The 14,816-nt window shown below is 60.9% G+C and carries 4 protein-coding genes; all 4 read right to left on the minus strand.

What is annotated here, in order from left to right; all coding sequences use genetic code 11:
* Positions 1–122 precede the first annotated feature (122 nt).
* Positions 123–677 (minus strand): hypothetical protein, encoded by a 555-nt coding sequence (locus tag BCM27_RS13040; RefSeq protein WP_004019793.1) that lies wholly within the window; start codon positions 675–677, stop codon positions 123–125.
* A 43-nt stretch (positions 678–720) separates the two neighbouring features.
* Positions 721–7,092 carry a P-loop NTPase family protein gene (locus BCM27_RS25775; RefSeq protein ID WP_004019792.1) on the minus strand — a complete coding sequence of 2,124 codons (6,372 nt, stop codon included), beginning with the start codon at positions 7,090–7,092 and terminating at the stop codon, positions 721–723.
* A 134-nt stretch (positions 7,093–7,226) separates the two neighbouring features.
* Positions 7,227–11,804, minus strand: coding sequence for a DNA methyltransferase (locus tag BCM27_RS13045; protein WP_033205535.1), 4,578 nt, complete (start codon positions 11,802–11,804; stop codon positions 7,227–7,229).
* 3 nt (positions 11,805–11,807) lie between these two features.
* A complete protein-coding gene (locus tag BCM27_RS13050) occupies positions 11,808–14,672 on the minus strand; it encodes a helicase-related protein (RefSeq protein WP_004021270.1) in 2,865 nt (954 codons plus the stop codon).
* Positions 14,673–14,816 lie beyond the last annotated feature (144 nt).

The following is a 14,816-nucleotide window of genomic DNA, read 5'->3' on the forward strand; positions in this document are numbered from 1 at the left end:
CGAGCGTGTCAGGTTGAGATCATGCCAAAGCGAGTGGCAACGCTTCGGGGGACTCCGCACAGGAGCGGAAGTCCGCCGCAGTCACTGCCTGGCCGCCCATGCGTCTTTCATTTGTGGACGCCCTACCCCTCCACCTCTTCATCAGGGTAGAGAGTTGCGTAAGCGGCTTCGAACGCGGCCTTGCGGCGGGTGCTGAGATCCTCGATCTCTTCTCGAACTTGATTCGCCAATTCCTTCGGGTTGAGACCTGCGAATTTGGATGTGCGTGTTGATTTCTGCTCTATGCGAAGGGAACGCAACAGGCGCGAATACTCCGCTTCGTCATCGTTCAAATATCCGTCAAGCAGTTCGAGTGCACCGAGTTCTTCATTCCCGCTGTCAGGGAGGATATTCTCCGAGTTGACCGCAATCATCATCCACAATTCGAACTCCGACTTAAGAAGGGTTTGAATTTCCGCAAGTTTGTGGGGCCAGGGTGACAGGGCACCATCGACATTCGCGACGCTGCGGCCGGGCTTGTCGAACCAGTGTAGGGCTCGTGCGATTGACTCCGTTGGCCATCCGTGCGGCCATGACGACCGCCGTTCCCACAGTCGCAGAATGAGATCGGTCGCCTCGCCCCTGGCCGCTGCGTCCATTTCAGCCACAGAGATGAGCTCGGCGACGCGGCAAGCCATCCAGCGGCTCAGTGTATCGGTAGTCGTTTCCAAGTCGAGCTGCTTAACGATAATTCTCCCCAAGTTCGCGACTTCCGTCCAAGGTCTCGAGTTTTCCGCCTCGGCGAAGGAGGTAGATTCGGCTTTCTCCTGGCTCATAGTTTCCGTCGCCCCCATCATTGGTGCTGATTCTTCCATCAAACTGTCGCGCTATGCGCACCTCAAATATGACATCCATCCCGATCTGCTCCATGAACGTCAACAATTCGTCCAGACGAACCCAGGTCTGGCGTCCTTGCGTTGTCGTTGTATGACCTGAATTGCTAGTAGAAGTCGGGAGATCGCTCCACTGGGAGTTCCATGCGCTGAGATTTCCATCCGTGTTGACTAGATCTCGACCCATGTTGAGGGATTTGAGATTGAGAGTTTCGGTAAAGAGGGTTCCTGGTCTGGAGAATGTGTCGTCGATTCGTCGTAGCGGATCATGCTTCTCCGGCCCAAGATTGTGTCGCTGTTTTTCCTGAACCCAGCCCCTTAGCTGGAACTGTCCATCGTTGACTTCGAATTGGTTGCTCCAGGCGAAATCTTCTGGAGGGAGACGGAAGTCGGTAGGGTCCGAACATATCTGTAATGCCACAAGTAGAGCAGCTGCGTTGCTGGGTGATACGAGTGCGCTTGCAACCCATGTACTTCCATGTCGTTTAGATGCGAATACTTCACAGTAGCTATCAACTACGATGGCCGCCGTCGATGTGTCGAGACCGAGCTCATGGTCGAAGTCTGAGGGATTGCGGTCGCGCCAACGATCGATTGAAGGCACAACCCCGAATGACGCGGGCGTAACTGGGGCCGGTGCGCGCTTCTCTATCATCCAACCGGTAGGGCTAGGGACGTGATCAGAGATCCATACTTCCCAGGGATCGTCCGGGTCGTCCCAAGTCGGGACAACCACCGAGGTGCCTAGATCCACGAGCTCGCCAGCGACAAGCATCATTGCGTGGTACTCCAGATACGTTTGAAGATCTTCAACTTGGGGTAACTCCCCATGATCATTGCGAAACTCGGTGTAGCGATACCGCTGAGTCAATAGTGCGGGTTCAGTCGAAACTGACTCATCTGTGAACAGGAGATTGTCGACGATCCACCGCTCAGCTCGATCGCATACATTATCGCAGCTGATTCCGAATTGATTCGCTAGAGGACCAAACCAGTAGGGAACAGTATCGAGGCTGTTGAATCGAAACCGCCTATTATCGCGGTTGTCAAATGCACCACCTCGACCACCTATTCGCCTTTCTAGGCGTGACGATTGCGGCTTGTTTGCCAGGTTTAGGTCTTCAATTAATGAAGTGGACTGGTCTCCAGGGCCTAAGAACTCGAATACGGATAGTGCGGCGCGCCGAGCAAGTTCACGATGTGCAGCGTGTGGAAAACTCTGATCCAGAGCTATTTCTGCCAGCTCCCGCGTCAGTGACTCCACGGTAGACGGCCTATCGGCTGCCATTCGATCGATCAACATGAGCAGCCAGGACTGGGCTGAAAGGGCGAAGAACGTTCCTGTATCCGGGCCGAAGGGACCTGCCGATTGTTCCTTGAATCTACTCCAGAGTTGCGGTAGGTCCGTCGGATCGTCAGAAAGGATCTGACGGGCAGAGTGCGCCGCGCGCCAGCGAACGTGCTTGTCGGGATGCCCAAACAACGAGTATAGAAATCTCGAAAGAACATCGATCGGGTCAAGGGAAATAGATGGTGTGCGAACGGGGGCTTCTTCGAGCTGCGCGAGGGACCAGTCCAAGACGTTCAGACGATCATCAGTGGGTAAGGTTATTGCAACCCCCTGAGCGATGGAGTACAGCTGTGTCGCGCTGAGTTCTGAGAGAAGGGGTCCAATACCTTCGATAATAATTCCCGTAGCGTCTGAAAGGCCTGGCATAGATGCAATTATCGGGAGGGTCATATCAGCGGTCTGCTCATAGGCCACGATGTCTTGCACATGTGCGCGTATGAGAAAAGGAAGCTCGTCCGTGGCCCACGAGTTTACAGCAGGCATCAAATTCCACTGATTCAGCAGCGTATGAATAGTTGCGAAGAGGGATCTCGTATGGAATCTCCAAATTCGGTGGCCCGCAGGGATATCAGAAATTGCACGCAGCAATCGGGTACGGTCGGCGGGAACAATCGACGCAGCCATATTAGTGAGGAAGCTCTCAATGTCGTTCCCTCGTGCCCATGCTTCGCCGAGTTCGTCCATTGCAGATTTGAGATCGCCGATAGGGCAAGCGGACGCCTTGTCGACGACTGCACGGACCTTTGCGCTATTGCTGTCATCGCTATGGTGATGAGGTACCTGGTGCTCGTGCGGGAAGTCCTTCGAGTAGTCAACTAGGACGACCAGTCGCTGAATCGGTTCCGTGTCTTGAAGTCCGTGCTTTTTCGCCCATTCGACGACCGCAGGCGCAGCGTCAACTCGATCACCGGGTGCGATATCACGGCAGATATACGACACGAGCCAACGCAATGCAGACGCGAGCATACGGCGGTTATGGCCAATTCGAATCGAATCGACAATATCGAGCGCGATCAACAGGGGAAAATGATCCTCCCCTGACAGTAGGAGAAGCGGTAGTACTTTCTGCGGCGAGATGAAGGTATTTGCTACGGTCGAGAGTACGGAAGGTAGACTTACCCACAATGGGAGTAGATCTTGCTGCTCCCAACGAGAGAGCAGTGCGAGGCCAGCAGGCGGGTGAAGTTGAGCGACGGCATGTGCAGTTTCGCGCCACGGCAAACGCTCGGGATCACTGACAAACGGCTGGAACCGCTCAAGTGCCCGCGCCAGGCGCTCCGCGATCCCAGGAGTGCGTGAGTCGGATAGGTCGTATGAACCTTGGCTTACAGCTGCATGGAAACGGAGAACGCCAGCGCCCTCGTCGTCGAGACCCTCTGCCGCTTGCACTGCGGCGCGGTAATAACCGGCTGCCATGTCGGGTGCGTGTTCGTCGGCTATGTCTGCAAGATCAAGCAGTCGGTCTGCGCGTGCAGTTGCGGGTTCCACGGAACTAGCTGTGGCCTGGGCTGCTCGATCGAGCCAACTTAGTGCGGTGGACCGGTACTTTTCATGGATAATTAGTCGGCCGGCGAGCGCCGGCGATAGGTGCATGCCTAATCCAGCATCTCGAGCCCATATTTCGTCCATCAGTTTTGTGGCTGTCTCTGTCGCGTCACCGATGGCACCAGCGAGTACATCGACAGCATGCACTGCCCACTGTTTCGTGGTGTCAGGCGAGTCGTTGTGTAGGGGCCTTGACCGCAGTGTCGCGATGCGTTCGAGTACAGGTTTCGAAGCGTCACTGATAGGTACGTCTAGAAGCCACACTGTAGCTCGCGCGAGCAGTACGTCTAGAGAAACACTGACGACTGTTTGGAGTCTCCGGCGCTGCTCGTCCTTCTCCTCTCGATCCCGTGGACTATCGTCCTCGTTGTCGCGCATACGTGGTGGCACAAATTCTGATACATCGATTGACCGTGATTCGGCAACTGCGGTGAGGCATCGCACCCGAACGACTGGTCCCCAATCATCAAGACCCGTCCATTCGTTCGGGGCGTGTGATGGGAAAATCGGGGAGTAGACCGCAATCCATCGCAATAGTAGATTTGTATCCCTAGTGCTGGAAGCGATGAGTTCAGCAAAGCTGGCGACCCATGGTTCGTGGCGCCGTTCTGGGTCCGCCGGATTAGTAAGTGAGGCTTCGGCGACTAGCCTGATGGACTCCGTGGCTCCGACGGCACCTCGGACAAACAGGGCCGCGAGCAGCTGAGCCTTGGTCGGCGCGGGGATCGCTAATTCCGAGATTATGCACGTTAGATCGTATGCCGGCACGATTGAACTAAGCGATTCAACGAGCTTCGTTGCGCACTCCATTGCGAAGTCGAACGGCTGCCACCGGCGAATCTCGTCGGAGGCAGCTTCGGCTCCATACAGGATGAAGATCGCCTCGGCGCCTGCGGCGACATCTTCAGCTCCCAGGACCCAATCGTGACGTTCATGTTGATCAAGTCTTGACCAGCGATGAATCCACGCATCGGAGAGACGTAGTTCCTCGATGGCGCCCTCAGCGTCTCCGGCACGTGCCCGAAGAGAGGCAAGACGCATATGAAGTGATCCGCGCCAAGGATCAGAATGACTACCTTCGTATATTCTTGCAACTGCTGTGGCATCGCCATACGTAATTGCAAGGTCAGGTCGCTTCCGGACGATTGTCGTCACCGCGTTATTAGAGGTAGATGCGCTCGCAGCCAGAATGGTCAGCTTAACGACATCGATCCGTTGGTGCGGTTGGTTTGCTACCTTCATTCCAAGTTCTAGGCGACGAAAATAGGATTGGAGCCGTGCGACGGGGTCGAGGACAATTTCCGGTTGCCCCTCGTCGACTGCTAGACGGATCAGATCATTCGGCCTGCCTGCTAGGTATAGATGTTCAGCGCAGGAAATCGCTGCAAGAGTATCGGAAGTTCGGCGACTCATGAAGTAGCTGGCAAGCCTCGCGTGTGCAGCCGTGCACGCTTCACTCGAGACCTTGTCTCGGAGGTGCGCTTCAAAGTCTTCGTCTCTGAATGAAACGGTGTGACCCTCAACCACAACGCCGGGGATGAGCCCATGGCAGAAGGATTCTGCGTCTGAGATCTCAAGGCCTGACGCGCCCGCGAGTGTTTCTATTGATGCGGGCCTACTCAGGGAGATTAAGTTTGCAAGCAGTAGCTCAGAGGTAGCTGGATCCTGGGATTCCATTGTTGCTGCGCTAAGGAGATCATCGAATATCTGTTGCGGTGTGATATCGGACCTTGTGATTGCGTCACCAACTGTTGTTGGAGCGTCGGGACGATCGCTGTCCAGGACATAAAATTGACTTCGTGCGTTTCCAGTGGTGCGCTCATGGAAGCGCCGGCACTGAGTATCTGTGGCGGATGGGAAACGTGTTCTCAAGTGGATTGCGGAGGCGTCTAAATCGAATCCTGAGAGCTCTATTTCGCGTGCACTTTCCGGTGCAGAAATACTTGTTCGGCGGTGAGTGCGGCATGTTGCCACAATGTGCACTTTAGGGGGCAGAGGTACAAGCCATAGATCTTGCAAGAAGACGGAATGGCCGCGATGGCGCCCGGCAATTGCTGCATTGTCGGCTGCGTCGATAGCGATGACTAAGTGTCCATCGTGGGCTTCTAGGCCCGTACTAGCTGCCGCGAGGATATCCCGTAGGTGTTGCCAAATGGAAAATTCGTCTTCATTTCCGGGTATGAGGATTGGGGTGCCGTACCGGAAAGCAATTTCGTTAATGATTTGAGTTAGTGCTGGTCGCGCAAGATGTCGTGACTCGGTAGGGCTGAGATACTCGCCGTTTCCGAAGCAGTCGTACGAGATAACTGCCGATCCTGTCGGAAGTGAATTCTCGAGAAGTGCCACTGTTGTCGTTTTCCCTACACCCGCATCGCCGTGGGCAACCACATGCTGGATGCCGGAGAGGATTGCAGTGGTTATTCGATCTGCGTCTGGTGTTGGGATGACGAGCTGTGGCATCTTCAGGCGGGGCGGAAGTGGGAACAGCGACGAATGGCGCGACGCGCCTAGCTCGGCAAGGATCTGCTCAGGGGTTAATCGGAGGGGGTCCGCCTCTGGGAGTGCTTGCCGCCTGACTAGGTCGTATAGGGCCCGAGCGCCAACGCTTGGGCCGATGAGCACATGCTTTCCGATAGTCGCTACGATCTGATCCCATTGCATCCATCGTGGATCTGCGCCAAGTTCGTCTAGTGATAGGACGCGGAGAAAGTCGCCGAATTCGGAGGTATTTAGCCTGGTTGCGGCCTTAATCTTTTCTAGATCTGCTATCTCCTTTTTTGAAAGTCCACGTTGGAGAGTTGTCATGCGTGGTCGTGCCGGTGACTGATCGAGGGTTGCGCTGACCTTTGCGAGCAGCGTCTCCAGGCTTGAACTAATTGGCTGATTACTGACAAGTCGGATGCTTAGCTTGCTGAGAACCTGCTCTCGCTCAGCTATGGATCTGAAATGGCGAAACAAATCTGACAACCGTGCGATCACGCCATCCTGCCCACGTGATCCCTTTTGAGCTAGACGACTGGCAGTCCATGTCTGATTTGGCTTACGATGGCTGTGTTTTAGTTGACTGACGATTACGGAGTCAGCCGAATCGAATGTATTTCCTCCATGGTATTCAGTGAGGTCTGCGCCGAGTAGCAGGTGCTTCGACGACGTCACTTCGTCAATGGGGGACAGGCCTTCCATGACGATCAGCGTCAGGTTGTTGCGCTGGTTTAGCATGTTGAGAGCTCGGCCGACGGCCCACAGGACATGGAACTCGTCGCCTGCGTTGGACTCGGGGGCGCCTGGCAGCTCCGCCATCGCGGCGTTCACATAGACCGCCAACTCGAAACGACTGCGTTGGCAGGTTCAACCCTCACGTAATGCTCCTTGACCTACTTTGTTCCCATGGGGGCTTGATGGTAGTCGGCTGCGTGTGTGTAATGGGGAGCCCGCTATTGTGCGAGGGCCGCACCTGATTACACAGCACTGAAGTGCTTGTGGGCGAGTTCGATATCACGTTCGCGGTCGACTCCGACGAAGGGCTCCTGGTATGTGATGCCGTCGACGGTTAGGTCGGCTGGCTTGAGGGAGCCCTTCTTGCGGTACTCGGACGCGAGCTTCGTGGGGAGCTGGCGACCCGTTGCGTCGTACAGAGCTTCGCGCTCGTACTTTTGCAACACCGGGAACTGGGTGCGGTAGATCGTCAGCAGCTCTTCGGCGGTGATGCCGAGCATAACCGCGACAATCGCGTCGATCTCGACGAGAGCTTGGCGGCGGTCGGCTGCGCGGCGGAGGGGAGTGGCCCATTCCCATTCGGGGCCGATGTCGCCGAGTCCTGTGCGGCCGGCGTAGTCGATGCCGATGTCCGGAACCCACGAATTGTGTTGCCAATCAGTTGCGTAGAGTTCTTTCCATAGCTGAGAGTAAGGGCGGACGAGGCAATTCAAGCGGAGGGTTCGTAGGATGAGCTGCTGCTCTAGGTGATGGTGCCTCGGGGTAGGGAGCATCCTCCATACAGATGCCTTGATGTGGGCCCCTCCGGTGACCTTAACCATGAAGTCTGCGACGACAGAATGGCTTACACCGGCCAAGAGCGCGAGCTCACGATTGTGTTCCGGCAGGGTAAACGATTGCACTGCGTGTACGTGCGTGGGGCCGGGTGGCAGCAGCGCAGTGTGGAGAGTGCGTAGATTTCCTGGCTCGGCCATCTCGCGCCATGCGAGACGGGCATAGTCTGAACTCGCCTCGCCGTTCCAGTGCGGATACTCGGCGATGTACTGAGCGTACGGCTTGGCGATCTGGTAACTGGTCCTTGGAACGAAGGACTCCGGCACCGCGTCCAGGTCTATCAATTTGGTGTCCAAGCGATTCCGCATGGACTCGTTCGGCTGCTTGAACAGCGGGGTCGCGACCGTAATATGTGGGCCCTGCAAGATTGCATCTTCCCATCGCGCTGGCACCGAGGACCGGGATTCGAACAGACCCCGCCGACGGTCCGCCGATTCATGCCAGCCGGATGTCCACTCGAATTCAAGGTCGGAGGCCAGTCGTGGTGCGGCCGCGATCTTTTCGAGCACCTCGGCGCTCGACTGGTTAACCGGGTACAGCATGCGCGCCTCTGTCGGCGGTGTGCCAGGTTCATCGATGAGGGCTGCCCAGGTCGCCAGCTGAGCAGTTTCAACGGTGATGATCCGTTCGGCGTGCGGCCGGAGATCCCAGCGACCCGCGTCGTCCTTCATGCCTGGTGCGGAACCGGAACCGTCATGGTGGAATGATCGGTCCACCGTATCTGGGTGGTATAGGGCGGCGCCGTGAAGGAAGCGTACGTCCGAGTCGGAGCCGTAGACGTGGATGCCGAACACGTTGTGGTGATCGATCTCGAATAGGCTGAGTTCGTTCTTGAACTGCCAGTGCCGACGTAGCCTTCGATACGTCTCGTGCCGCAGCCCTTTGGCTCGGACTTCAGTGAAGTGGCTTTCGGGATGGATCAAACCGACGACTCCATCTGTCGCCATCGATCGCCATGTGCGCTCCATGAAGCACCGGTAGAGATCAGGCTGAAGACCCGTAAGCACCGGCCGGTCGACTCCGGACCCCAGATGGTCTTTCATGCCAGTTTGATCAGCACGCTCGTCCAAGTACTCAGCAAGCACTCCGGCCTGAGTCAGAGTCTTCTCGCGCTTCTGCTGCTTCACCGGTTCGGCGGCCTTATCTGACAACTGCCACCACGGATCGAACTCGGCCAGAACCCCCGCCTCGTCCCAGTCCGGCCGTACCCAGGGCGGATTCCCGACCTGCAGGTCGAAACCGCCGCGCGCGAATACCGGCGCGAAGTCGAGCTCCCAGTGGAAGAACCCCTGCCGCTCGGAGATCTCCTGCGCGACGCCTAGCCACGGGAACTGGTGGTACGCATGCCCGACCGCCATCGCGCGCGACAGCAACAGGTCGTTCTCCTCGGCGAAGCCGAGCTCCTGCCAGCTGGTGTCCCGTCCGATGCTCAACTGGCCGCGACGCTCGGCAGCGGTCTCCTTCACCGGAACACCAAGCACGGCCTCCAGCCCGCCGACCCACTGATCCCAATCCGGCGGCTCGACACCCGTCGTCAGCGGCCACGACCAGATCGCACACCACGCATCCAATGCCCGGCGAAGCCTCTGGTAGGCGCCGTTCGGGTTGCTCAGGACGCGCTCAATCTCCTCACGTGTCACCGCCGAGGTGTGGTCGACCGGCTCCGAACCCCACAGGTGAATGTCGCGCCGGATCTCCGACTCCGCGATCGTCAGACGGCGAAGCGTGAACTCCCACAACGTCTCCACCCGCTGTGCCAGCGCCTGCAGACGCTTCACGATCGCCTTGCTCGGCGACTTGCGGATCTCGTTGCGCCACAGCCGCAACTCCTCACGCATCTCCAGGGCGTAGGTCTTGGCCTCGGCGGTGTCGATCACCGCGCCCCAGCCCTCCGACGGCAGCAGGAAGTGGTGGATGCCGGCGCCGATCTCCTCGCCGAGCGGCACGTCCTTCGCCGACGTCTTGAGCCACTGCTTCTTCGCCAACAAGCTCGGCGCGTACACCGACCGTCGCGCACCGATCAGGGAGTTGCCGCGACGCAGGTGCAGGCCGAACCACGGGGCCTGCAGGCCGGCGACCATGGTGTCGAGCCACAGCGAGATTTCCGCGAGCTCGACGGCGGTGGCGTTGAGGTCCACCCCGTACACCTGGTGCAGGGCGATGTGCGCCTTCACCTTCTGCAGCTCCACCGGATACTGGTCGGCGTCGATCAGCTCACCCAGGTCCTCCTGCTTGCGCTTGAGGTACTCGGCGGCGAGCTGGCGGACCGCCTCGATCGCGAACGCGCCCGACCCCAGGGCGGGCTCGCAGATCGTGAGTTCCAGGATCTGGTCGGGAGTCGTGCGCTCGTCGTTCTGATCCAGCAGCTCCTCAAGGGCCTGCGAGACGACGAACTTCGTCAACACTTCGGGCGTGTAGTACGAAGCCGACTGCTGGCGTTCGCGGCCGGCGAGTCGAAACACGAACGTGCCCTGCTCGTGCAGCACCGGCTTCTCCTCTCCGGTGGCCTCGTCGACCTTTCGGACGAAGTCCTTCGGATCCAGATGATCGGAGCGGTTCGTCGGGACGACCCACGAACCCTTCTCCGGGTCACCGTTCTTCGCGACCTCGTACAGGTCCTCCTCCGCGAAGAACCCGGTGTAGGACATCAGGCCCTCGTACACCGCGCCCAGCTGGTTGATGCCCAGCTCCGCGTACGAGATGAAGCCGCGGTCGGCGCCGCGGCGGCCCTTCGACTCCTTCGACAGCAGCAGGTGTTTGAGCACCCGCTGCGTCGCCTCGTTGCCCAGGCCCACCTCGTCGATCAGCGCCGTCGACTCCGGCTTGAACAGGTCGGCGCGCAGCGGCTGGAACTCCAGGCCCGGCGCCGGATCGTCTGCGACATCGTCGCGGACGGCGGGCGAGTGGCCGCGGTCCACGAGCCGGAACAGCGTGGCGAGGGACTCGTACAGGTGCGTGCCGGTGCGGGACTGCTCCGACACCAGCTCGGTGAGCGTCAGCTCCCGCAGCCGGTCGAGGCCGTAGCCCTCCTCGTACTCCGCGGCGCCCGTCGGCAGCACCCGCATCTCCGGGGACGCCTCCGCGTACAGCAGGAACAGGATCCGGTACAGGAACCGCAGCGAATGCTTCGCCAGATCCTGTCCGTCGATCCCGTCCAACGTCATGCCTTGCGCGTCCCGCCGCTTCACCACTTCGTTGGCGATGATCTCGATGGACAGCCGGATGCCCTCGCGCAGATCCTTCGACACCCCGACGGTGTGCTTGACCGAATCCTCCAGCACCCCCGTCCACCAGACGTCGCCGTCGACGTCCGGCAGCAACGCCTGCTTGCCGAACATGGCCGCGACGCGGTCGATCTCGCCGCCCTTCGCCTCGTGTCGGCGCTCGGCGACCACCAGCAGATCGACGGCCAGGTAGCGGCCCTCCGCCCAGCGTTCCGCCTCGGCGAGCATCAGCCACTGCCCGGCCTGCACCACCACGAACGCCGGCGGGGCGTCCGAGCGGAACGCCGCCGACACTGCCTTCGACGCCGACTCGATCGGCTTGCCGTCCTCGACGGCGGGGGCGATCAGCACGCCGGTTTCGGGATCGAGGAGGTCCTCGATCGATGCCACCGGAACCGCCTGCAGGAACAGCACACTCGCGACGCCATCGAGCTTCGAGTCGGGGATTTCCAGTTCGGAGCCGGCCCGCTCGGCGGTGAACGTCGACAGCACAGCCGGGTAGCCGAACGTGGTCCGGGTCAGGGCGTGCGCTTCGGGTGCGGCGTCCGGGTTCTCCGCCAGCGCGGCCAGCGCTGTCTGCAGCTCGGTGGTGGAGGCGAGCAGGTCGTCGCGGACCGTCGTCCGACCTTCCTTCTTCTCGGCGTCCCACAGCTTGCGCAGCTCCAGGACCTTGCCGTGGAACGACTCCTTCGCCGAGTCGGTGGTGAAGTAGTGCTCGCTGATCCAGTCCTCGCCGATGACGATGGAATCGAAAGACGCCACGACCTACTGGTCCTTTCCGGAGTTCTGCGCAGGAACGATGAACAACAGCGGACGCACCAACTGCTGGGTGGGGGCGAGGGATTCGGCGAGGCGCTGCTCTTCCGCGATGCGGCGGGACAGGGTGTCCACCTTCTTGCGCTGTCCGGCGACGAGCTCCAGCTGCTCGGCACCCGAGTGCCAGCGGTCGGCGCGCTTCCGCCAAGTCGCGAGCCGTTCGGTGGCGGTGCGCTCCTGCGCACCGAGGACGAGGTGCATCGCCGTCGTCGCCTCGACCACCGCGATCGGCACCAGCGCGCGATACCGCTCGGCGTCTGCGACCGCTCCGGGATTGGCCGACCCGGGCCGCAGACCGGTGGCGGTGGTGAGGAAGTCGAGATCCGCAAGCGTCTCCACCACGCAGAACGACGGATTGTTCGGGTTCGGGAATTCGGCTGTGGAGAAGACACGGGAGATCAGCTGCCCGCGACGGTTCATCAGCGTGCCCATCAGCAGCACTGTCGGGGCGTCCACGTCGCCGCGGATCACGAAGATCTGGTTGCGGCCCAACGCGCTCAACGCGCGGTCGCTCGCCCAGTCCAGCACCGGGTGCAGCGGCCCCAGGAAGTGCGCCTCCGGCCACGTCGTATTCGCGACGCCCTTGCCTTCCTTCGCGGCGGCGAGCTGCGCGTTCCCGACCTCCGGGGAGGTCGCGAGGGTCAGGCGTTCAAGCACCTTCCCGTGCTGCAGGTAGTTCTGCGGCAACTGCCCGAGACGCTGCCTCAGGTCCCGCGGCGGCGTCAGCTCCGCGACCGCGTGGTTGGCATGCACCGTCCACCCGACGCCGCCGGCCTCCGGCTTCGCGTGCGGCACATCGTGGAACGCGGCCTTGAGCGCCTCGTCGAGGAAGGTGAGGTCGTCGGCGTACAGGCTCTGCCGCGGCGCCTGCGGCAGAGCGTTCGCCGGGGCGTCGTCCTCGGTCTCGTCGAGATCGAACTGCGCGAAGAACGCATCCAGGTCGTCGCCGTCGGCGACGTCGTCGATGTCGCGGATCTGCTCGTCGAGGGTCGACTTGCCGACCAGGACGTCGCGGATAGCGTTCTCCTCGTCCGTCACCGAATGCTTGCCCATCAGTGACGCGACGTCGCCGAGAGTGCCGTGCGCCTGGTTCTCCCGCTCCAACAGTCGCGACAGCACCCGCAGGTCACCGGAGAAGTCGGGGTCCGATGGTTCGAGGATCAGCGACGAGATCACTGGCGGATGCTTCTGCCCGTACCGGTCGACGCGGCCGTTGCGCTGCTCGATGCGGATCAGCGACCACGGGATGTCGAAGTGGATCAGGTGATGGCACTGCGCGTGCAGGTTCACGCCCTCCGACGCGACGTCGCCCGTCACCAGCACTCGGATCGGGGAGGTCTCCAGCTTGAAGCTGTCCACGATCTCCTGCTGCTCCACGTCCGACAGGCCGCCGTGCAGCATCGCGACGTTCTCGGGCTTGAGGCCCAGCTGCTTCGGCAGGTGCTCCGTGAGCCAGCGCAGCGTCGCAACGCGTTCGGCGAACACCACCGCACGGGTGCTCGACTTCGCGCCGACCCCGATCTCCTTCAGCCGCTGCACCAGCGCGGCCTGCTTGCCGGCCGACTCGTTCAGCGCCTGCGCGTTCAGCTCGTCGAGTGTCGTGAGCGCCGCCAGTTCGGTGGCCTGTGCCGGGACGTGCGGGTCGAGCTTGCCGAGGCGCTGCTTGATCGACTCGGCGAGCGCGGCGGGGGAGGATAGGAACGCCTTCGCGAGGGTCCAGGGAAACAGGGCCTTCGTCTCACCCGAGTACGGGGCGCGGCCGGATTGCGGGTGCAGCCACGTCTGCGAGAGCTCCTGCGCGACGGCGTCTTCCGCGGGCGACGGCGTGACCAGTTTGTGGACGGGTTCGGCGCGCTCGGCCCAGTCGCTGCCCACCTCCGCCGCCACCTCCGGGTGGTGGCGGTGCCGGCGGATCAGCAGCGACACGACATCGTCCTTGGTGAACGAGCCGTCCGCGGCGACGGCCGTCGGGTCCAGCAGGCGCAGCAGCTCCGCGAACGACTCCTCCTTGCCGTTGTGCGGGGTCGCCGACGCGAGGATCAGCGCCTCCGTGTTCGGGGCAAGGACGCGGGCCAGCTCGTTGTTCTGGGTGCCGACGTTCGTCAGGTTGTGCGACTCGTCGATAACCACAGCATCCCAGTGCTGCCGCTGCAGGTGTGCCTTATAGCGGGGGCTCTTGAGGGTGTCGATCGAGATGATCGCCCGCTTGAAGTACGTGAACGGGTTGCGGGTCGCCGGCAGCTTCTGCCGCACCTTCTGAATACCCGCCGAATCCAGCCGCACGAACGGCAGCGCGAACCGGCACCACAGCTCGTGCTGCATCTGCTCCAGCACATGCTTCGGGGTGACGATCAGGATCCGCTCACCACGCCCGCGGCGCACCAGCTCCGACAGGATCATGCCGATCTCGAGGGTCTTGCCCAGACCCACCGCGTCTGCTATCAGGATGCGCGGGCGGATGTGCTGCGGATCGAGCGCCTTCGCAACCGCTGCCCGCTGGTAGCCGAGCGAATCAGCAAGCATCTGCGTCGAGACCGTTAGCGTCTGGTCGCCGTAGGGGAACGGTGTCTTGCGGAGCAAAGCTTCAAGCCAGAGGCGTGAGTCCCGGTAGCCCGACGAGGCATCAGCGACAACCTCCGCGTTGCGCGGGTCCTGTACCTCGATCTTGTCCAGGCTGGAGTAGAAGGTCGCGGTTGTGTCCTTGACTAGCTCGGTCAGCCCGCGGCCCTTGATCAGCCAGCCGTCGGAGCCCTGCTCAGCGGACGTGACCAGCCACTCCTCGTCGCGCACCACGACGATCGAGCCAGGTGCCACATTCAGTTCTGTAGTCGGTGCAGAAATCTTGCAGCCCTCCGGATCGCGACGTCTGCTCAAGACGCTATCGCGTAGTTCGACCGATTCGTCACACCGGAGGGTGGGAGCGTCGCGAGCTGTAGCTCGTCCAGACGACAGTGGGGG

The sequence above is a fragment of the Gordonia terrae genome (genome assembly GCF_001698225.1).
GTDB classification, from domain to species: domain Bacteria; phylum Actinomycetota; class Actinomycetes; order Mycobacteriales; family Mycobacteriaceae; genus Gordonia; species Gordonia terrae.